We start from the raw sequence: 20425 nt of genomic DNA on the forward strand, positions 1-20425 counted from the left end.
GTTCTTCCGAAGTTTCATCGATATCCTCCCGTTCTGGTTCAATTTTGTTTTTCTTGGCTGGCTAAGCTCCAACCATTGTGACTGCGGGTCAAGGGCCCCCGCTTCGGATTCAGGTGCGGCTTTGGGATGATGGGGAACGGTCCGCTCGCCGGCGACCGATGCCTCCCCCGGTCCGGCTGCCCCGTGCGGAAGCCCACATGCCTGAAGTTGCATCAGGGCTCCTTGGCGATGCCGGTCGCGGCCACCAGCGTCTCGGCCAGTTCCGGCGTGCAGGCGAGAATGGGGTTGCCTTTGCGCAATCCATCCTTGGCCAGGAAGTTGTTGGTCCAGCCCCCGGCCTCCTCGATGATCAGGAGGCCTGCGAGCGCGTCCCAGGAATTGATGTGCAACTCGCAATAGGCGTCGATCCGACCGTCAGCCACATAGGCGAGGCCCAGGGTTCCCGATCCGGCCCGCCGGACGTTGGCGCCGGCCACCTTCAGGTTTTCCACAAGGCTGACGTAAGGATGATGGGCCAGCCGCGTCGACCAGCCGGCCTCCACAGTGGCGCTGCGGATGTCCGCCAGGCCGCTGGTGCGGATCGGAAGGCCGTTGAGGAAGGCTCCTTTGCCGCGCTGCGCCATGTAGAGCTCGTGGTGCATGACGTCGTAGATCACGCCGATTTCCCGGCCGGTTGTCCCGGACGAACGCGATGGAGATCGCGAAATGCGGGATGCCGCGGGCGAAGTTCGCCGTCCCGTCGATGGGATCGACCACCCAGACGTCCCGGTCGAAGGAGCCGCCGCCTTCCTCGCCGAAGAAGGAATCATCGGGGAAGAGCTCGCCCAAACGGCTCCGGACCATCTCCTCGACCTCCGAGTCGGTCGCCGTCAGAAAGTCCTGATGCCCCTTGAAGTCCGGAAGCTGCGACCGCGGCCGCTCCAGAAAGCGCCGGCGGGCCAGCGTCCCGGCATCCCGGGCGATGGCGCAGGCTGCCACCAGTCTCGTGTCCAAACCCTCTGTCGTCATGGCCCAGCTCGCCTCCCGGATCAAAATGCCTCTTTCTTTGTTATCAGGCCGTCATGCTTGCTCGTTCACGATGGCTCCTCGAGCATCGTGCCGTTCACGGGAAGAACGATGTCACTCAGGCCACAGAAATTGATCCTTTATTAGCCGGCTCCAATCAACTAGGCTTTTGTCACAAACCGCAGGAATCCTACCCACCCCTCGATGCCCCGAACCCTAAAAGAACGACACAGCCAGGTCGCAGCGCTCCCATTCCGGATCAAGGACGGCAAGGTCGAGGTTCTTCTCGTGACGTCACGAGAGACCAAGCGCTGGCTCATTCCCAAGGGTTGGCCCATGAAGGGCAAGAAGCCTCACAAGGCGGCCGCGCAGGAGGCCGTGGAGGAAGCGGGGGTCAAAGGCGAGATCAAGCAGAAGCCCCTCGGCCACTACGACTACTGGAAGCGACGCGCATCCCATTTCGACCTGTGCCGGGTCGACGTCTACCCGCTCGAGGTGTCGAAGCAGCTCAGCTCGTGGCGGGAGAAAGGCCAGCGCGACGCCCGCTGGTTCGAGGTCGAGGAGGCCGCTCACCAGGTTCTGGAGCCGGCCTTGGCCGAGCTGATCCGCAGCCTTCCCGAGCACGTCTGACGCGGTGCCCACGACGGGGTAGCGCATCGAATTTTTAAGCCTCCCAGGGAACGCAACGTCCGCCGGAAGTCTTTTCCTCACGGAATGAGGCTCGGGCGAAAGCTCGGCCGTTTTTGTCCCGTTCAGTCGAGGAGAGGTTTTCATGAAGGCGCTGCGCTGGCATGGAAAGGGTGACATTCGTTGCGAGACGGTTCCCGATCCCGAGATCGAGCACCCCCGCGACGCGATCATCAAGGTGACCAGCTGCGCCATCTGCGGCTCGGATCTGCATCTCTACAATCACTTCATGCCGGGCATGAAGAAGGGCGATATCGTCGGCCATGAGTTCATGGGCGAGGTGGTCGAGGTTGGGCAGGATGCGAAGAGCGCCCTCAAGGTTGGCGATCGGGTGGTCGTGCCATTCACGATCATCTGCGGCGAGTGCGACCAGTGCAAACGTGGGAACTTTTCGGTCTGCGAGCGCACCAACCGCAACGCCGAACTGGCCGCGACTGCTTTTGGCCATACGACCGCAGGCCTGTTCGGGTATACGCATCTGACCGGCGGCTATCCGGGTGGGCAAGCGGAATACGTCCGGGTGCCGTATGCGGACAAGACGCACATCAAGATCCCGGACGGCCTGACCGACGAGCAGGTGCTGTTCCTCGGCGACATCTTCCCGACAGGATGGCAGGCAGCCGTCCAGTGCGACATCGAGCCGACGGATACCGTCGCGATCTGGGGCGCCGGGCCCGTGGGCCAGATGGCGATCCGCAGCGCGCTCCTTCTGGGCGCCAAGCAGGTGATCGCCATCGACCGCCTGCCGGAGCGCCTGAGCATGGCGAAGGCCGGCGGCGCCATCACGATCAACTTCGAGGAGGAGAGCGTCATCGAGCGCCTCAACGAACTCACGAACGGCAAGGGGCCCGAAAAGTGTATCGACTCGGTTGGCCTTGAGTCCCATGTGTCGATGAACCATCCGGACACGCTCCTCGACCGCGCCAAGCAGACCGTGATGCTGGAATCCGACCGGCCTCACGTTCTGCGTGAGATGATGTATGTCTGCCGGCCGGCCGGCGTCCTGTCGGTTCCGGGCGTCTATGGCGGTCTCGTCGACAAGATCCCGTTCGGCGCCGTCATGAACAAGGGCCTCACGATCCGCACCGGTCAGACCCATGTGAACCGCTGGACCGACGACCTCCTGCGCCGGATCCAGGAAGGCCAGATCGATCCGTCCTTCGTCATCACCCACACGGTCGGACTCGAGCAGGGTCCCGAGATGTACGAGACTTTCCGAGACAAGAAGGACGGCTGCATCAAGGTCGTTCTCAAGCCCTAACGAGGTATTGTCATGGCTCATCATCGAAACCGCCGATCTGCGCAGATGTCCCGCGAGTCCGCGGACGCGCTTGCGCGAGGGCTCGGGTGGTTCAGTATCGCCCTCGGCGCCGTCGAGGTCTTCGGCGGCAAAGGCGTCGCCCGCTGGCTCGGCATGGAGCAGAACGAAAAGCTCCTGCGCGCCTATGGCGTGCGCGAGATCATGACCGGCGTCGGCATTCTCGCGTCGCGGGACCCGACCCCCTGGATCTGGGGGCGCGTGGCGGGCGATGCGCTCGATCTCGCCACACTCGGCAAGGGTCTGGCCGATCCCAATGCGGAGCGCGACCGGGTCATCATGGCGACCGGCGCCGTCGCCGGCGTCACGGTGCTCGACATCATCTGCGCCAATGCGCTGACCGGACAGCCGCCGCAGTCGCGCCAGCTGCGCTGGGACTACAGCGATCGCAGCGGCTTGCCGAAACCTGCCATGCAGATGCGCGGTGCGGCCAGCGACTTCCAGGCGCCGCGGGACATGCGCATTCCCGATGCGTTGCGTCCCTACACGCAGCCGCAGGGGAACGAGTTCCCGCGGCCGTCCATGTAAGCAGACCGAGCAAACCAAGGAACGGGTCCCGCTCCATGGGGCTCATCCGAGGCTCGTTGAGCAAGCGCATCGTGCGGAAGGCCTGGTCCCCTTTTCCGCACGATGCGCTACCATGCCCACATGACAAAACAGATCTTCACCATCGGCTACGAGGGAGCGGACATGGACCGCTTCCTCACCGTTCTTCAGGATGCCGGCGTCGCGACGCTCGCCGACGTGCGCGCGGTGGCGCTGTCGCGCAAGCGCGGGTTCTCCAAGTCTTCCTTACGCGAGGCGCTCGCCGGTCGGGATATCGGCTACGAGCATTTCCGCTCGCTCGGCACGCCCAAGGAGGGGCGGCAGGCTGCGCGGGCAGGGGACGGCGAGCTGATGCGCCGCATCTTCTGCCAGGAGGTGCTGGACACGCCGCAGGGGCAGGAATCCTTCGAGGAACTGGCGACCCTTGCGGATGCCCGGCCGATCTGCCTGCTCTGCTTCGAACGCGACCCCACGAATTGCCACCGTCGCGTCCTTTCCGAGCGCCTGGCCCGGCGGGGCTGGAGCGTGGTGGACTTGGCCGTTCCGTAAGGTCTCTTGACAAGCGGCGCTCATCACAATCAGGTGCCTGCCGATAAGGCCCGAAGGTGGAGCGCGTGAAGAGATGGGTGCGATTGTCACGGCCGTCAGCAGCAGCGCTTCCCATTCGTTCGGCAAGAGGAACCAGCTCAGCATCCGCCTCCTGGCCGGGCTGGGTGTCGCTGGTGATGCGCACGCGGGAGAGACGGTGAAGCACCGGTCCCGGGTGGCGAAGGACCCGACCCAGCCCAATCTGCGGCAGGTCCACCTGATCCATGGCGAGTTGCATGACGAGCTGAACGCAGCGGGATTTAACGTCGGCGCCGGCGAGATGGGCGAGAACATCACCACGCGCGGCATCGACCTCCTCGGCCTGCCGGAAGGCGCGCGCCTGCACATCGGCGATGCCGCGACCATCGAGGTGACGGGCCTTCGCAATCCCTGCGTCCAGATCGATCGCTTCCGGAAGGGCATGATGAAGGCCGTTCTCGGTCGGGACGCCCAAGGCAACCTCGTGCGCAAGTCCGGCGTGATGGGGATCGTCCTTGCGGGTGGCGACGTGAGCCCCGGCGATGCGATTCGCGTGGAGCTTCCGGACGGGCCGCATCGGCCGCTCGCCTGCGTCTGAGCGTGGGGCTCTCGCTTCTGGTTGCCAAGCCCGCGTGAATGAGTTACCTATGCGTGGGTTTGTTTTCAGAGAGGGAGGAGCGCATGGCGATCAAATGCTTGCTGAACACCCCTCCCGCGTCCGCGCGCTAGGCCGGACGAAGCGGGACAGAGACGTCCCGCACCCTTGAACCCGATTTCCATTCGACGAGCGGCATTCGACGCCTTCTAGGACCGTCATCCAGACCGCTCCTCTGCATCCAGGAGAGGTCCGCCCCGGGCGGCCTGCTCATCCCATGACTCGAGAGACCAAGAGCGGGGACACGACCCGCGACGTGTTGCGATTCACCTTCCGGCATTGGCGCGACCAGCCGCGCTACGTCGCGCTCATCGTGGCCGCCATGATGACGTCGACGCTGGCCGACGTGTTCATGCCCGTCTTCGCCGGGCAGCTGGTCGACGCCATCACGGTCGGCGCGGCCGAGCGCGACGCGGCTCTCCGCGTGGCCCTGATGGCGTTCGCCTTCATGACGGGGCTCGGCCTCGTGACGATCGTCATGCGGCACCTGGCCTTCTACGGCATCGTGGAGCTGACGCTGCGGGTCATGAACCGCGTGGCGCAGGATGCCTTCGCGCGCGTGCAGCGTTTCTCGACCGACTGGCACGCCAACAGCTTCGCCGGCTCGACCGTGCGCAAGATCACGCGCGGCATGTGGGCCCTCGACCTGATGCACGACACGCTCCTGCTCGCCCTCCTGCCGTCGCTGGTCGTGCTCGTCGGATCGATGGTCGTGCTCGGGCTGCACTGGCCCGTCATGGGACTGGTCGTCGCCATCGGCACCGTGACCTTCATCGTCATGACGGCCTTCCTTGCCACGCGCTACGTCGCGCCGGCTGCGCGCCTCGCGAATGCCTGGGACACGAAGGTCGGCGGCACGCTCGCGGATGCTTTGAGCTGCAACGCGGTCGTGAAAGCCTTCGGGGCCGAGCGGCGGGAGGACTCGCGCCTGTCGCGGGTTCTCGACAAGTGGCAGAGCCGGACCCGGCGCGTCTGGCAGCGCGGCACGAACAGCGGCACGGTGCAGTTCATCGCGCTGCTCGCCATCCGGGCCGCCATCATCGGCACCGCGCTCTGGCTCTGGTGGAACGGTCAGGCGACGCCGGGCGATCTGGCTTACGTGCTCACGACCTATTTCGTGATCCACGGCTACCTGCGCGACGTCGGCATGCACATCAACAACCTGCGCCGCTCGGTGAACGACATGGAGGAACTCGTCGAGATCCATCGCGAGCCCTTCGGCGTCGTCGACCGGCCGGGAGCGGCGCCGATCCGGATCAGGCAGGGCGAGATCGCATTCGATCATGTGGACTTCCATTACGCGGGCCACGAGACGCCGCTCTATAGCGACCTGTCGCTCACGATCCGGGGCGGCGAGCGCGTCGGGCTGGTGGGGCCGTCTGGCTCCGGCAAGACGACGCTCGTCAAGCTGATCCAGCGGCTCTACGACCTGAGCGGAGGCGCCATCCGGATCGACGGCCAGGACATCGCTGCGGCACAGCAGGCTTCGCTCCGCTCCCAGATCGCCATCGTGCAGCAGGAGCCGATCCTGTTCCATAGGACGCTCGCCGAGAACATCGCCTATGCGCGTCCGGGCGCCGGCATGGCGGAGATCGAGCGTGCGGCGCGGCTCGCCAACGCGCACGACTTCATCATGCGCCTGCCAAAGGGCTACGGAACGCTCGTGGGCGAGCGCGGCGTGAAGCTGTCGGGCGGCGAGCGCCAGCGCGTGGCGATCGCGCGTGCCTTCCTGGCCGATGCGCCGATCCTGATCCTGGACGAGGCGACCTCCGCACTCGATTCGGAGTCGGAGGTGCTGATCCAGCAGGCCATGGAGCGGCTCATGGAGGGGCGCACCTCCATCGTGATCGCGCATCGGCTCTCGACCGTGCGCGCCCTCGACCACATCCTGGTCTTCGACACGGGCCGAATCGTGGAGGAGGGCTCGCACGAGACTCTCTATCGCAAAGGCGGGCTCTACCGCCGCCTCTGCGATCACCAGGGGCTCAAGTTCACGCGCGGTCGCGGAGTCGGCCTCGCGGCGGAGTAGGCCGCGGCGGGCTCCTCTCAGGGGCCGCAGACGATCGGCACGAGAGACGGGCGGAGCGCCACGACGATATCGGCGGCGCTTCGCTTCTGCGTCGGCGCCTCCGTTTGCGATGCTGCCGGAGCGGCTGCCGCTTTGGCGAGATCGGCGGCCGGGACCAGAGGGTAACTCGTCGCCGGAACGATGCCCGCGACCTTGCGCTGATCGCCTGCAACCGCTCCGACCAGGCCAACCAGGGCGCCGCTCATGTCGAGAATTGGCGCTCCGCTTGCTCCCGGCTGCAACGGAGCTGTCACGCGCCCCGGGCCGGCAGCCGTTCCGGGCGCTGCCGAGAGGCGTGCAGATCCACTCTCATCGGCAAAGGCGACGATCAGAAGGGCGGCGCCCTCGTCGGTGGCTGCCGTGGTCGGGGCATAGGGCTGCGCCTTCAGGTCCACCGCGAAGTCCAGCACGAGAACGCCTTGTCCGCCGATCTTCTGCGGCTTCGCGCCGGCGACGGTCGGGGCGGGGCACGATGAAAAGGACCCGGCCGTCACGACTCGCCTGGGGCCGACGACCAGCCCGGTTCCGACCAGCTTCTGTGCCGGCGGCTGGGCTTGCGGCTGCGGGGCCGGTGCGGGCGGCGCGCTTTGCGGAGCTGCCGCAACTGTCGGAGCCGCCGGGAAGGGCGTGAAGCTGTTGGCGATCGCGACCACGAGCCTGTCGACCTGTGGCGCCACGGCTTTGTCGTAGCCGATCGAGAAGCCGCGCAGCCCCGCCGGGCCGCTGCTGTAGCGCGTGTAGAACTTACCCGCCGGCGTCTCCCCGGCGATCACGAAGAAATCCGGACGCAGCACCTTGTAGCTCACCACACGCCCGGGTGTCTGGATCGCGAGGTTGCGGTCGTAGAGGGACTGCAGGGTGGCGTCCGGCGGAGCCGTGCGGGTGTCGAGGGTGACCTTGCCGTCCTGGCTCTGCCAGCGGCTGCCGCCGCTCGGGTTGACGTCCTGCTTCGGCAGCAGCTTTGCCGGGATGCCGATGCGCAGTCCCGTCTTCGGGTCGTCGATCACGGTGAAGCCGGCGGCGGTCCGGGCGTGCTGGGCCGCCGCTAGAAGGGCTGACCGGGCCTGGGTCGTGAGAACGCCGTTCGCCGGCTGCCGCGCCCGATCCTGGTAGGCCGCGATGGCCGCGAAGGTCTGGCGCCCGAAGGTCCCATCTGCGACCCCGCTGTAATCGCCCGTCCAGATCAGGGAATCCTGGATGGCCTTGCGGTCCGCCTCGGGCAGCGCCTCGAAGGCCTGCCGGGCCGCATCCACCACGGGGTCGGGGACCGGTGCCCGGGAAAGAGGGGCCTGCGCCGCCGCCCGGCCGCAAGAAAGGGCCGTCGTCGCGGCCGCGAGCACGGCAAGAGGCAGGATAAGGGCTCGCAGAGAGGCGCAGAGCATTTCGGGTTCCTCGAATAGCGGATCATATTCACAAAGGACGACCCGCGACGCTAGTGCCGAGCCGGAGACGTGGTGCTAAAGTTCCACAGCCCATCGACGGGTGAATGCAAGGAACAAGCCATGGTCCGGTCTCTGCTGCGTGCCGCCTTCGTTGCTGCGGGTCTGATGGCCGGGATGGCACCGGTCCAGGCGCAGCAGAAAGCTTACGTGCAGGACGAGCTGGCGAGCCAGACCGTCCGGCTGGAGCAGACCCTCAAAACCGAGGGGGCGCGCTTCATGGGCGGCAAGCCCGCCCCGCAGCTGCGCCGGGAGGCCGACATCGCCCTGACCAGGGGCAATGCCCGCTTCGCCCTGAACCTCTATACCGGCGCCATCGCAGCCGAACCGGCCAATCCGGCCAACTGGACCGGCTATGCCCGTGCGGCGCTTGCGGTCGATCCCGGCAACGACTGGGACGAGCGCTATCGCCTCCAGGAGCGCCAGGTCACGGCGGCCTACGCCGCCTACCAGCGCGCCTCGAACCCGGCGGACGAGGCTGCCGCCCTGGCTCTCCTGGGCGAGGTCTATGCGGGACAACAGGCTTGGCGGCCCTCGCTCAATGCCTATGCGGCGAGCCTGAAGGTCCAGGACAACCCGAATGTCCGCTCCACCTACGAGCAGCTCCGCGAGGAGCACGGCTTCCGGGTAACCGACTTCAAGGTGGATTCGGATTCGGCCTCGCCCCGCGTCTGCTTCCAGTTCTCCGATCCGCTCGCGGCCGGCAAGGTGGACTTCGCGCCCTACGTGGCGGTCTCCGGCAATGCCAATGCGGCGGTATCGGCCGAGGGGCAGCAACTCTGCGTCGACGGGCTTAAGCACAGCGAGCGCTACGCCATCGTCCTGCGCCAGGGGCTGCCGTCCTCCGTGGGGGAGAGCCTCCTCAAGGCCGCGGACTACGAGGTCTATGTGCGCGACCGCGCCCCCCAAGCCCGCTTCACCGGCCGCAACTACGTCCTGCCGAGCACGGGGCAGGAGGGCATCCCGGTCGTGTCGGTGAACGCGTCCAAGGTCGATGTCGAGGTCTACCGCATCGGCGACCGCAACCTGCTGCCGACCGTGCGCTCCTACGATTTCCTTGGGCAGCTCACCCGCTACTCCGCCGCCGAGATCGCCCGCGACAAGGGCCTGAAGATCTGGAACGGCACCCTCGATACGGCTTCCGACCTCAATCGCGACGTGATCACGGCCTTCCCGGTCATGGAGGCAGTCGGCAAGCTCGAGCCCGGCGTCTACGTCATGACCGCGAAGCCTCATGATGGCACGGCGATCGATAACGAAAGCGCCGAGGCCTACGAGAACATCGCCACGCAATGGTTCGTGGTGTCCGATCTCGGCCTGACCGCCTTCACCGGCAAGGGCGGCGTGCAGGTCTTCGTGCGCTCGCTCGCCAGCGCCGAACCGCGCCCCGACGTGGAGGTGAGGCTGGTTGCCCGCAACAACGAGGTGCTCGCCACAAAGAAGACGGACCCCATGGGCGTCGCCGCCTTCGATCCCGGTCTAGCAAGGGGCGAAGGAGGGCTTGCGCCGGGCCTCGTGGTGGCGACCGAAGGCGTCGATTACGGTTTTCTCGATCTCGGCACCGCCGCCTTCGATCTGACCGACCGGGGCGTGAAGGGACGGACTGCGTCCGGCGCCGTCGACGCCTACCTCTATACGGAGCGCGGCGTCTACCGCACCGGCGAGACCGTGGCGCTGACGGCGCTCCTGCGCGACCAGAAGGGCGTCGCGGTCCCGGGCGTGCCGCTCACGATCGTGGTGCGGCGCCCCGATGGCGTCGAGTACCGCCGGGCGCTGGTCGAGGACCAGGGCCTCGGCGGCCGCGCCTTGTCGATCCCTATCCTGCCGGGATCGCTGCGCGGCACCTGGCGGATTGCCGCCTATACCGATCCCAAGGGCTCGTCCGTCGGCGATGCGAGCTTCCTGGTCGAGGATTACGTGCCCGAGCGCCTGGAGCTGACCCTCACGCCGAAGGTGGAGGCGCTGCGGCCGGGGCAGCCGGCGCCGATCGACCTCTCGGCGCGCTATCTCTACGGCGCTCCGGGCTCCGGGCTCTCGGTCAGCGGCGAGGTCACGGTCGCGGCGGCATCCGGCTCCGGCATCAAGGGGCTCGACGGCTACACGACCGGCCTCGTCGACGAGACGGTCGAGGCCTCCACGGCGGAGATCGAGCAGAGCGCCACGACGGATGCGCAGGGCCGCGCGAGCCTCCAGGTTCCGGTGCAGGACGTGGCGGCACCCCGTCCGACCGAGGCGAGGATCGTTCTCCGCGTGGCCGAGGACGGCGGGCGGGCGGTGGAGCGCAGCCTGACTCTGCCGATCCTGCCGAAAGGTCCGGTGGTGGCCGTGCGCAAGAACTTCTCCGGGCAGCTCGGGGAGGGGGCGAACGCCACCTTCGACGTCGTTCTTGCGGACCCGGCGGGCAAGCGCCTTGCCAATGCCAATGTGGTCTGGCGGCTGTCCAAGATCGAGCGCCGCTACCAATGGTACAACTCGGACGGACGCTGGGGCTACGAGCCGGTCAAGAACACACGCCGGGTGGCGGACGGGCGGATCAACGTGGCGGCCGATGCGCCCGCGCGCATTTCCGCGCCCGTCGAATGGGGCACCTACCGGCTCGACGTGACCGCCGCCGACCTCGGCGAGACGGCGCAGACGAGCCTGTCCTTCACGGTCGGCTGGTCCGGCGACCAGACGGCCGACACGCCTGATCTCCTCGACATGAGCCTCGACAAGGCGAGCTACCGCAGCGGCGACACCATGCAGCTGCGCCTCAATCCGCGTTTCAAGGGCAAGGCGACCCTCGCGTTGGTGAGCGACCGGGTGCACGACATCCGCGTGGTCGACGTCGCGGCCGAGGGCTCGAACGTCAGCGTGCCGGTGCAGGCATCCTGGGGACCGGGCGCCTATCTCGTGGCGCTCGCCCATCGGCCGCTCGACCAGGCGGCGAAGCGGATGCCGGGGCGCTCCCTCGGGACCGCGTGGTTCGAGATCGACCGCGCATCGCGCGACCTTCAGGTCGGCCTCAACGCGCCGGAGAAGATCAGGCCGCGGGGCACCCTGAACCTGCCGATCAAGGTCTCGGGGCTCGCGCCCGGCGAGGAGGCGCGGATCACGGTTGCGGCGGTCGACGTGGGCATCCTCAACCTCACGCGCTACGAGGCTCCGGATCCGCTTAAATACTTCTTCGGCCAGAAGCAGCTCTCCTCGGAGATTCGCGACCTTTACGGCTATCTCATCGACGGGATGCAGGGCACCCGCGGCGCCATCCGGTCCGGCGGCGACATGGAGCCTAAGCCTCTCGACGGCATCCCGCCGACCCAGGAGCCGCTCGCACGCTTCTCCGGCGTGGTGAAGGTGGAGGCGGACGGAACGGCGAACGTTTCCTTCGACATCCCGGCCTTCAACGGAACGGCGCGCGTCATGGCCGTGGCCTGGACGCGGGACCGCGTCGGCAGCGCGAGTTCGGACGTGATCGTGCGCGATCCCGTGGTGCTCGCAGGGACGCTTCCGCGCTTCCTGTCGGTCGGCGACCGTTCGCGCTTCTTCATGCAGATCGACAACGTGGAAGGTCCGGCCGGCGACTATACGGTCGATCTCGACATCCGCGGCCCGATCCTGGTGGCCGCGGACGCCTTGCGTTCGACGGTCAAGCTGGACGCGAAGGCGAAGGGCGGCGTCACCATCCCGGTCACGGCGGGCGGCCAGGGAACGGCCGTCATCGACGTAACCCTGAAGGGCCCGAATATCGAGGAGCTGACCCAGAGCTTCACGGTCGCGATCCAGCCCGGCACTGGCGCACTCGCGCGCCGGACGATCCAGCCGATCGCGCCGGGCGCGAGCCTCACCCTGTCGAAGGATCTCGTGGCGGACATCCTCGCCGGGACCGGAACCGTCTCGGTTTCGGTCTCGCCGCTGGCGAGCCTCGACGTGCCGGGGCTGCTCAAGGCCCTCGACCGTTATCCCTACGGGTGCACGGAGCAGATCGTCAGCCGCGCCCTGCCGCTGCTCTACGTCAACCGCCTGGCCGAGGAGGAGAACCTCTCCCTCGACGCCAAGGCTGACGAGCGGGTGCGCAGCGCCATCGAGCGAATCCTGGCGCGGCAGGATTCCAACGGCTCCTTCGGCCTGTGGTCGGTGGGCGGCGACGACATCTGGCTCGACGCCTACACGAGCGATTTCCTGACCCGGGCGCGGGAGAGCGGCTTCCCGGTGCCGCAAGTGGCCTTCAACCTCGCGCTCGACCGCCTGCGCAACTTCGTGGCCAACACCACGCAGGTCGAGGAGAACGCTTCGGATCTCGCCTACGCGGCCTATGTGCTGGCGCGCAACGGCCGGCCCGTCATGGGCGACCTGCGCTATCTCGCCGACACCAAGATGGATGCCTTCGCATCACCCTTGTCCCGTGGACAGATCGCGGCGGCGCTTGCCCTGCTGGGCGACCGCGCACGAGCCCAGAAGACCTTCATGGCGGCCGTTGACGTGCTGCGGAGCGGGCGCGATACCGGAGAGTACCGCGCCGATTACGGCTCGCGCCTGCGCGACGGCGCGGGGCTTCTGGCGCTGGCATCCGAGTCGGACAACGCTTCCGCGATCGTCCAGCCGGTCGCGAAGATCGTCGACGAGGAGCGCGGAACCCGGCGCACGAGCACGCAGGAGCAGGCATGGCTCGTGCTCGCCGCACTAGGGGTGGCGCGCGACGCGGGCAGCATCGTGCTCAAGGCCGACGGAGCCGAGCATAAAGGAGCGTTCTACCGCACCTACAAGGACGCCGCACTCGGCGACGGCAATCCCGTTACCATCGCCAATGGGGGCGCTGCGCCGGTCCAGGCGGTCGTCACCGTTTCGGGCAATCCGGTGGAGCCTGAGCCGGCGATCGCCCGCGGCTATACGGTGGAGCGCAGCTACTATCGCCTCGACGGCAGCGAGATCCAGCCGTCCTCCGTGCAGCAGAACGATCGCCTCGTGGTCGTCCTGAAGGTCACTGAGGCGCAGGCGCGGGAAGCGCGCGTTCTCCTGGTGGACCGCCTGCCGGCCGGGTTCGAGATCGACAACCCGAAGCTCGTGGACAGCGACACGGTCGCGTCCCTCACCTGGCTGAAGCGCGATGTGGAGCCCGCCCACACCGAGTACCGCGACGACCGCTTCGTGGCGGCATTCGACCGCCAGCCGGACCAGCCCGCCTTCTTCACGGTGGCATACATGGTCCGCGCCGTTTCGCCGGGGCGTTATGTGCATCCCGGCGCCCAGGTGGAGGACATGTACCGGCCCGAGCGCTACGGTCGCACAGCATTCGGCTCGGTCGAGGTGATGCAGGTCCGATAGCCATGACGAACCGGACGGCGACGCGACGGCGATGGCGAGGGGCGATCCTCGCCGCCGCACTCGCGTGCCTCGTCCTGGCTCCCGGTTTTGCCTTCTGGCGCTTCGTCGAGGGACTGGGGCCGCTCGATCTGTCCGTCGCCGGGAACCGCTCGACCGTGGTGCTGGATCGCCATGGACAGCTGCTGCGCCCCTTCGCGACGCGTGAGGGCCGATGGCGGCTGCCGGTCGAGACGGTGGACGCCGATCCGCGTTATGTGGCGATGCTGAAGGCCTACGAGGATGCGCGCTTCGAACGTCACCCCGGCGTCGATCCCCGGGCGCTCCTGCGCGCGGCGGCGCAGTTCGTGGGCAGCGGCCGCGTCGTGTCCGGCGGGTCCACGCTCACGATGCAGGTGGCGCGTCTGCTGGAACCCCGCGACGAGCGCACGATTCCCGCAAAGCTCCGCCAGATGGTGCGGGCCCTCCAACTCGAGCGCCGCCTTTCGAAGGACGAGATCCTGCGCCTGTACCTGACGCTGGCGCCCTATGGGGGCAATCTCGAAGGCATGCGGGCCGCGAGCCTGTCCTATTTCGGGCGCGAGCCGAAGCGCCTGTCCTTCAGCGAGGCGGCTCTCCTCGTGGCGCTGCCGCAATCGCCCGAGACGCGTCGCCCTGACCGCTTCGCTCAGGCTGCGAAGGCCGCGCGCGACCGCGTGCTCGACCGGGCGCGGGAGCGCGGCGTCATCACCGCGGCGGAAGCGGAGGCCGCGAAGGCGGAGCCCGTGCCGCACGCCCGCCGCCCGTTCCCGATGCTGGCTGCACATGCGGCCGAAACTGCCGTGGCGCAGCGCCCGGACCGGAGCATGCATCGTCTCGCCATCGACGGTCGTCTCCAGGCAAGCCTCGAACGGCTGGCGCGCGAGCGCATCGACCGGCTCGACGCCAGACTGTCGCTCGCCATCCTGGTGATCGACAACGCCACCGGCGCCGTGCGCGCGCAGGTCGGAAGCCCCGACTACATGAACCGGGAGCGGGCGGGGGCGATCGACATGACTGCGGCCGTGCGCTCGCCCGGCTCCGCCCTGAAGCCTTTCATCTACGCGCTCGCCTTCGAGAACGGCCTCGCCCATCCCGAGACGCTCCTGGACGACCGCCCGTCCCGGTATGGCCTCTATCAGCCGGAGAACTTCGATCTTGCCTTCCAAGGCACCGTGACGGCCCGCAAGGCGCTCCAGCTCTCCCTTAACGTGCCTGCAGTGGAACTCCTGAACGAACTCGGGCCCGCGCGCCTGCTCGCCCGCCTGCGCCAGACGGAGATCGCCGTCGCCATGCCGAAGGAAGCGGCGCCCGGCCTCGCCATCGGCTTGGGCGGTCTTGGGATCACGCTCGCGGACCTGACGCGCCTCTATGCCGGGCTCGCGTGGGGAGGGGAGGTGCCGAGCCTGCTGCGACGCGCGGACGAGGAGGCCCCGCAGACTTCGCTCCGGCGGATCGCCGATCCGGTCTCCGCTTGGTACGTCTTCGATGTCCTTCGCGGGGCGCCGCCGCCGGACAATGCGCTCGCCGGGCGCATCGCTTTCAAGACCGGCACGTCCTACGGCTACCGGGACGCCTGGGCCGTCGGCTACGACCGGCAGTTCACCATCGGCGTGTGGGTCGGACGGCCCGACGGCACGGCGGTGCCGGGGCTCGTGGGGCGCCTCGTGGCCGCTCCCATCCTGTTCGACGCGTTCGGGCGTCTCGGGGTCGAGCCGGAGCCGCTCGTCATGCCGCCCTTCGCCCTCCAGGCCACGACCGCGACCCTGCCGCCGCCCCTGCGCCACGTGCGTCAGGACGTCCCGAAGACCATCGCGTCGACCGTTCAGGCTCCGCTCAAAATCGCCTTTCCGCTCGATGGGTCGCGGGTCGATCTCGGCTTCTCGTCCAAAATGGAGGAACACGGGAGCCTCGTCCTGAAGGCTTCGGGCGGCGTGCCGCCGCTGACCTGGATGGTGGACGGCGCTCCCGTGGAGACCGGCACCCTGCGCCGGGAGGCGTCCTGGCAGCCGGAAGGGGCCGGTTTCATCCGGCTTTCGGTCATCGACGCGCGGGGCGCCACGGACAGCGTCGTGGTGCGGCTGGAGTGACGTCTGGACAAGGCCTCCCCCGGCCCATACATCAGGCCCATGTTCACACTGACCGCGCTCCCCCAATCCGCCAGCAAGCAGGATCTCTACGCGTCTCTCGCCCAGCAGCTCACCGGGCTGCTCCACGGCGAGCCGGACGCCATCGCCAATGCGGCCAACATGTCGGCGCTGCTCTACGACCTGCTGCCCGACCTGAACTGGGCTGGATTTTATTTCATGCGCGGCTCGGGTCTCGTGCTGGGGCCGTTCCAGGGCAAGGTCGCCTGCGTTCGCATCCCCGTCGGGCGGGGCGTCTGCGGCACGGCCGTGGAGCGCCGCGAGTCGGTCCTGGTGCCCGACGTTCACGCCTTCCCGGGCCATATCGCCTGCGACAGCGCCTCCCGGTCGGAACTCGTCGTGCCCCTGATCAAGGACGGCAAGGTTTTCGGCGTCCTCGACCTAGACAGCCCGCATCCGGAGCGCTTCGACGAGGAGGATCGGGCCGGCTGCGAGCAGTTGGTCCGGATCTATCTCGACGCCTCGGACATGGCTGAGGGCTTCAGCGGCGTCTGAGGTCGCTTCCGAGCCGCGGCTCCCGGCTCCCTTTCGAGAAGTCGCCGTCCCGTGCTACTGATGCGGTCGGCCCTGGCTGGCCGTTCGGAACCTCGCAGGGGTGAAGGCTGATGCAGCAAGCGGGACGAAAGCCGGTCCTCTGGTCCCTGCAGGCCGTCGTTGCGCTCGTCTTCACCCTGATCGTCCTGGCGATCTCCGGCGCCCTGATCGGGTTCAACCATTACCAGCTCACCGCACTCACATTCCGGGACGCCGAGGAGGATTTCCAGCGGATCACCGGCAGCATCAAGGACGAGATCGCGGGCAGCCTCCGCGTCGCCGGATCGGTGCTCGACACCGCATCGCTCACCATCGATCCAGACCTGCCCCTGGAGCGGCTGGCCGCCGTGCTGACGCCGGTTCTCAAGGACCTTGACCGGGCGCTGCCAGCCGCGATGGGAATCTTCGTCGGCCGCGGGGACGGGAGCCATGTGGTCGTCCAGAGCCTCGACGGCGTGCGCCCGCCTGAAATCGGCCCGGGCCCGGAGAACGCTGCCTATGCGTTCATGCTCGTCGAGCCGACCGCGGACGGCCAGATGGCGACCTGGATCGTCACTGACGGCGAGGGAAGGGAACTCCGCCGGATGCCGCCGCAGCCGACCACGTTCGATCCTCGCAAGCGGCCCTGGTATGGGGCGAGCATGGCGAGCGCCGGCATCATCCTGACGCCTCCGTATCGGTTCGCGAACGTACCGGAGGCAGGGATCACGCTGGCGCGGCAGGCGCGCCAGAGGGACGGGGCCGTCTTCGGCATTGACATGACCCTCGCGAGCCTCGACCAGTATCTCGATCGCCTGCGCTTCCCGCCGGAACTCGAACTGCTGATCTTCGACACCTCCGGCACGCTGATCGCTCATCCCCGCGGCGGCTCCTATCGCCAGATCCGACAGGCGGACCGCGAGGATCGGCTCCTGACGATCTCCGATCTCGGATCGCCTCTCCTCAGCGGCATGTTCCGCATCTACCAGGAGACCCCGGGCGGGCAGGCGCGAAGCACGTCGTTCTCGGTCGGCGGAGAGGATTATTTCGGCCGCACGGAGCGGGTGGGGCAGGGATTCGACAACCTGATCATCAGCCTTGCCATCCCGTATGAGACGATGATGGGGCCGGCCGAGAGCATCCGGACGAGCCTTCTGGTGATTTCCGCCAGCTCGGTCGCGCTGGCCCTGCTGATCGTGATGCTGGCCTCGCGCCATCTCGCCCTGCCGCTGCGCCGCGCCGCCGAGGACATCCGCCGCATCATGCGCTTCGAGTTCGGGCATGCGCGCCGGCCGCCGTCCCAGGTGGTCGAGGTGCAGGAGCTCTCGCGCGCTATCGACACCCTCGAGATCGCGCTCAGCAACTTCATGCGCTACGTGCCGAATGCCCTCGTGCGCGGGATCGTCGGGCGCACCTTCTCGTCCGACCTCGGCGGAAAGCGCCAGCCCATCACGGTGCTCTTCACCGACGTCGCCGGCTTCACGACCATGGCGGAAGGGCTCGATCCCGAGGCCGTGATGGCCAAGACCTCGCGCTACTTCAACGAGATCGGAAGCGAGCTCGTGCGCTCCGGCGCAACCATCGACAAGTACATCGGCGACAGCATCATGGCGTTCTGGAACGCGCCCGAGGAGCGCGACGACCATGTGTCGCTCGCCTGTCTCGGCGCCTTGCGCGCAGCGCGACGGCTCGACCGGCTCAACGCAGAATTCGCCGCTGAGGGCGGAGCGCCCATGAAGACGCGCTTCGGGCTGCATACGGGCGAGGCGGTCGTCGGCAATGTCGGCTCGATCGACCGCGTCAACTACACGGCCCTGGGTCACACGGTGAACATGGCGTCGCGGTTCGAGAAGCTGAACAAGCGCTACGGCACGACGATCCTCGTCAGCGAGGACGTCCGGAAGGCCGCCGGCGACGACTTTGTCTTCCGCTTCGTCGACGAGACCGTGCCAGAGGGCGCGCATCGCCCGATCACCGTCCATGAGCTTCTCGGGACCACCCTGACGGACGAGCCGGATCTGGAACCATTTCCCGAGCGTCTTTCGACGCTCGAAGCCTGGGAAAAGGCGCGCGCCAGCTACGAGGCCGGGCGCTGGGAGGATTCGGCGGCCCGGCTCGCGGACCTCGTAACCGACGCGCCCGGCGACCGGCTTTTCGAGATTTATCTGCAGCGCTGCCATGCTAAGCTCGAGGCAGCTTCCGCCGACGGCGCCCTGACCCGGTCCTGAGGCGGTTTTCCCAGCACCGACCGCCATTCCCGCTCCGCACCAGCTTGCCCGAACCATGTCCGCCTATATCGACTGCTATTACAGCCGAACGCTCGCCACGCCCGAGAGCTACCCGCGTGCCGAAGGGCGCATCAGGACCGACATCTGCATCGTCGGCGGCGGCCTTGCGGGCCTGACGGCGGCCTTGAAGCTGGCACGCCGCGGGCGCTCCGTGGTCCTGCTCGAGGCGCAACGCGTCGCCTGGGGCGCCTCGGGGCGAAACGGCGGCTTCGTGTCGGCCGGCTACGCGACCGGATTGTCCACCATCGAGCACCGGGTGGGGCCAGATCAGGCCGGCGAGCTGTACCGGCTCTCGATGGAAGGGGTCGAGATCGTCCGCCGGAATATCGCGGATCTCGGCATCACGGAGGCTCAGCCCGTTCCCGGCATCGTCAAGGCGCTGCGCTACGATTCGCGCGGTGCGTTGCGCCAGACGCGCGACAGGATGGAGCGGGATTTCGGGCTGAGGCAGCGCCATCTCTCCGGCGACGAGGTGCGGGCCATGTTCGTCTCGCCGAAGTACCGAGAAGGGCTCGTCGACGAGCAGGCCTTCCACTTCCATCCGCTCAATTACGGCCGGGCTCTCGCGCGGGAGTCGGCGCGATGCGGCGCCGCCATCTACGAGAACTCGGGTGTCGTGTCGGCGGAGTTGGAGGGGCCGCGCAAGATCCTCCGGACGGCCGGGGCTCAGATCGAGGCAGAGCAGGTGCTGGTCACGACCGGCGGCTATACGGGAGCGATTCTGCCGGACCTCAAGCGCTCCTTCCTGCCCATCGCGACCTACGTGCTCCTGACGGAGCAGGCGCCGGATCTGGTGCGCAGCGCCATCCGCACTTCCGCGGCGGTTCTCGACGACCGGAGGGCGGGAGACTACTACCGCCTCGTCGACGGAGGGACCCGCATCCTCTGGGGCGGCCGCATCACGACGCGCACGACGGACCCGCGGAACATCGCGGCGTTGCTCAGGCGCGAAATGGTCGGAACCTACCCCCAGCTCAGCGGCCTGAAGGTCGAGGTGGCATGGTCCGGCCTCATGTCCTATGCGCGCCACCTCATGCCGCAAATCGGGCAGCTTCGCCCGGGTGTTTGGTTCTGCACCGCCTTCGGTGGGCACGGCATGAACACGACGGCCATCGGCGGGACGGTGATCGCCGAGGGGATCGGCGGAGACAGCGACCGCTATCGCCTGTTCGCGCCCTTCGGACTGGATTGGAACGGCGGCGTGTTGGGACGCGCCGCCGCTCAGCTGACCTACTGGTCGTATCAGGCAGCCGATGCGGTTCGCGAGTACCGCGCCTCCTGAGGGTGGGGCCTCAGCCGCCGACCGTGCCTGAGGTCGTCCCGAAGCGGCGGCTCTCGCAGGAGCAGGAATCGCCCTGGGACACCGGCTCGCCGATCCAGCACACGCCCTTCGGCGTAACACAGGTCGCCCCTTGGTTCATTCCCGCCCGGGTTCGCTCATAGGCGCGCAGCCGATGCTCGCGGAAATAGGTCCGGTCGACAGAGCGGAACTGTGCCTGGACCGTATCCTGGTCGAGCGCCGGCTCCGTATCGGCCGCGAGGGCGTTCGCGGAGCCTATGAGCAGAACGAGGCAGGATGCAAAGAATGAACGCATCAACATCTCCCAAATCGAATCTCGAAACGCAGTAAGGACGGCTTCCTCCCATCCTTCCGTTAAGGAAGGCAACCCCGGATCGGGAGGGACCGCCCGTGCAGAGGCGCGCTTGAGGAAGGACGCGGGCCCTAATCACGAGCCTGCACAAGGGCTTCGGCATCGATGGCGAGGGTGCGGCGTGTCTGAGCGAAGGCCTGTCACGATCGCTTGAGCGCCGGCAGGTCGGGGAGTGTCGAACCCGACCGTTGGGCTCAACTTCTCAAACCGGGTCGAGGCAG

General features: G+C 67.8%; 14 protein-coding genes and 1 pseudogene. 11 read left to right on the top strand and 4 right to left on the bottom strand.

All coding sequences use genetic code 11. The annotated features are described in order from the left end of the window. Window positions 1-212 precede the first annotated feature (212 nt). Together DES45_RS26095 and DES45_RS26100 are read right to left on the bottom strand one after the other, a co-directional pair. Entirely contained in the window at window positions 213-656 is a 444-nt protein-coding gene (locus DES45_RS26095; RefSeq protein ID WP_281024093.1) for an inositol monophosphatase family protein, read from the bottom strand. 70 nt (window positions 657-726) lie between these two features. Continuing rightward, window positions 727-1008, bottom strand: a pseudogene (locus tag DES45_RS26100) (inositol monophosphatase family protein); the annotation flags it as partial. A gap of 201 nt (window positions 1009-1209) precedes the next feature. Here DES45_RS26100 and DES45_RS15830 point away from each other — a divergent pair. The 6 genes from DES45_RS15830 to DES45_RS15855 all read left to right on the top strand — a co-directional run bounded on the left by DES45_RS15830 (window position 1210) and on the right by DES45_RS15855 (window position 6807). Further along, entirely contained in the window at window positions 1210-1635 is a 426-nt protein-coding gene (locus tag DES45_RS15830; protein ID WP_114770997.1) for an NUDIX hydrolase, read from the top strand. Window positions 1636-1777: 142 nt separating this feature from the next. Then, entirely contained in the window at window positions 1778-2953 is a 1176-nt protein-coding gene (locus DES45_RS15835; RefSeq protein WP_114770998.1) for a zinc-dependent alcohol dehydrogenase, read from the top strand. 45 nt (window positions 2954-2998) lie between these two features. Beyond that, window positions 2999-3538, top strand: a complete 540-nt coding sequence (locus tag DES45_RS15840; protein ID WP_245571748.1) for a cyclase dehydrase — start codon at window positions 2999-3001, stop codon at window positions 3536-3538. A 120-nt stretch (window positions 3539-3658) separates the two neighbouring features. Next, a complete protein-coding gene (locus DES45_RS15845; protein ID WP_114771298.1) occupies window positions 3659-4105 on the top strand; it encodes a DUF488 domain-containing protein in 447 nt (148 codons plus the stop codon). A gap of 73 nt (window positions 4106-4178) precedes the next feature. Further along, window positions 4179-4721, top strand: coding sequence for an MOSC domain-containing protein (locus DES45_RS15850; protein ID WP_114771000.1), 543 nt, complete (start codon window positions 4179-4181; stop codon window positions 4719-4721). A gap of 274 nt (window positions 4722-4995) precedes the next feature. After that, window positions 4996-6807 carry an ABC transporter ATP-binding protein gene (locus tag DES45_RS15855; protein ID WP_114771001.1) on the top strand — a complete coding sequence of 604 codons (1812 nt, stop codon included), beginning with the start codon at window positions 4996-4998 and terminating at the stop codon, window positions 6805-6807. 17 nt (window positions 6808-6824) lie between these two features. Here DES45_RS15855 and DES45_RS15860 read toward each other — a convergent pair whose 3' ends face one another. Beyond that, window positions 6825-8228: a peptidoglycan-binding protein gene (locus tag DES45_RS15860; RefSeq protein WP_114771002.1), complete on the bottom strand. Its 1404-nt coding sequence runs from the start codon at window positions 8226-8228 to the stop codon at window positions 6825-6827. Window positions 8229-8348: 120 nt separating this feature from the next. Here DES45_RS15860 and DES45_RS15865 point away from each other — a divergent pair, with 120 nt between their 5' ends. From DES45_RS15865 to DES45_RS15885, 5 genes are all read left to right on the top strand, one after another. Then, window positions 8349-13589: an alpha-2-macroglobulin family protein gene (locus DES45_RS15865; protein ID WP_114771003.1), complete on the top strand. Its 5241-nt coding sequence runs from the start codon at window positions 8349-8351 to the stop codon at window positions 13587-13589. 2 nt (window positions 13590-13591) lie between these two features. After that, entirely contained in the window at window positions 13592-15694 is a 2103-nt protein-coding gene (gene pbpC / locus DES45_RS15870; RefSeq protein WP_114771004.1) for a penicillin-binding protein 1C, read from the top strand. Window positions 15695-15733: 39 nt separating this feature from the next. Next, entirely contained in the window at window positions 15734-16246 is a 513-nt protein-coding gene (locus DES45_RS15875) for a GAF domain-containing protein (protein WP_114771005.1), read from the top strand. Between the two features lie 110 nt (window positions 16247-16356). After that, complete coding sequence (locus DES45_RS15880; protein WP_114771006.1) at window positions 16357-18492, top strand: adenylate/guanylate cyclase domain-containing protein; 2136 nt, start codon at window positions 16357-16359, stop codon at window positions 18490-18492. Between the two features lie 55 nt (window positions 18493-18547). Further along, window positions 18548-19834 carry an NAD(P)/FAD-dependent oxidoreductase gene (locus tag DES45_RS15885; RefSeq protein WP_114771007.1) on the top strand — a complete coding sequence of 429 codons (1287 nt, stop codon included), beginning with the start codon at window positions 18548-18550 and terminating at the stop codon, window positions 19832-19834. Between the two features lie 10 nt (window positions 19835-19844). On the opposite strand, the gene DES45_RS15890 is transcribed toward DES45_RS15885, so the two are convergent. Next, on the bottom strand, window positions 19845-20147 hold the full coding sequence (locus DES45_RS15890) for a hypothetical protein (protein ID WP_114771008.1): 303 nt from the start codon (window positions 20145-20147) through the stop codon (window positions 19845-19847). Window positions 20148-20425 lie beyond the last annotated feature (278 nt).

This window comes from Microvirga subterranea (genome assembly GCF_003350535.1).
GTDB classification, from domain to species: domain Bacteria; phylum Pseudomonadota; class Alphaproteobacteria; order Rhizobiales; family Beijerinckiaceae; genus Microvirga; species Microvirga subterranea.

Excerpts from the sequence above, each read along its gene's own strand:
- DES45_RS15830 (WP_114770997.1), top strand. The coding sequence starts at position 1,210 with ATGCCCCGAACCCTAAAAGAACGACACAGCCAGGTCGCAGCGCTCCCA.
- DES45_RS15835 (WP_114770998.1), top strand. The coding sequence starts at position 1,778 with ATGAAGGCGCTGCGCTGGCATGGAAAGGGTGACATTCGTTGCGAGACG.
- DES45_RS15840 (WP_245571748.1), top strand. The coding sequence starts at position 2,999 with ATGTCCCGCGAGTCCGCGGACGCGCTTGCGCGAGGGCTCGGGTGGTTC.
- DES45_RS15845 (WP_114771298.1), top strand. The coding sequence starts at position 3,659 with ATGACAAAACAGATCTTCACCATCGGCTACGAGGGAGCGGACATGGAC.
- DES45_RS15850 (WP_114771000.1), top strand. The coding sequence starts at position 4,179 with ATGGGTGCGATTGTCACGGCCGTCAGCAGCAGCGCTTCCCATTCGTTC.
- DES45_RS15855 (WP_114771001.1), top strand. The coding sequence starts at position 4,996 with ATGACTCGAGAGACCAAGAGCGGGGACACGACCCGCGACGTGTTGCGA.
- DES45_RS15860 (WP_114771002.1), bottom strand. The coding sequence starts at position 8,228 with ATGCTCTGCGCCTCTCTGCGAGCCCTTATCCTGCCTCTTGCCGTGCTC.
- DES45_RS15865 (WP_114771003.1), top strand. The coding sequence starts at position 8,349 with ATGGTCCGGTCTCTGCTGCGTGCCGCCTTCGTTGCTGCGGGTCTGATG.
- pbpC (WP_114771004.1), top strand. The coding sequence starts at position 13,592 with ATGACGAACCGGACGGCGACGCGACGGCGATGGCGAGGGGCGATCCTC.
- DES45_RS15875 (WP_114771005.1), top strand. The coding sequence starts at position 15,734 with ATGTTCACACTGACCGCGCTCCCCCAATCCGCCAGCAAGCAGGATCTC.
- DES45_RS15880 (WP_114771006.1), top strand. The coding sequence starts at position 16,357 with ATGCAGCAAGCGGGACGAAAGCCGGTCCTCTGGTCCCTGCAGGCCGTC.
- DES45_RS15885 (WP_114771007.1), top strand. The coding sequence starts at position 18,548 with ATGTCCGCCTATATCGACTGCTATTACAGCCGAACGCTCGCCACGCCC.
- DES45_RS15890 (WP_114771008.1), bottom strand. The coding sequence starts at position 20,147 with ATGCGTTCATTCTTTGCATCCTGCCTCGTTCTGCTCATAGGCTCCGCG.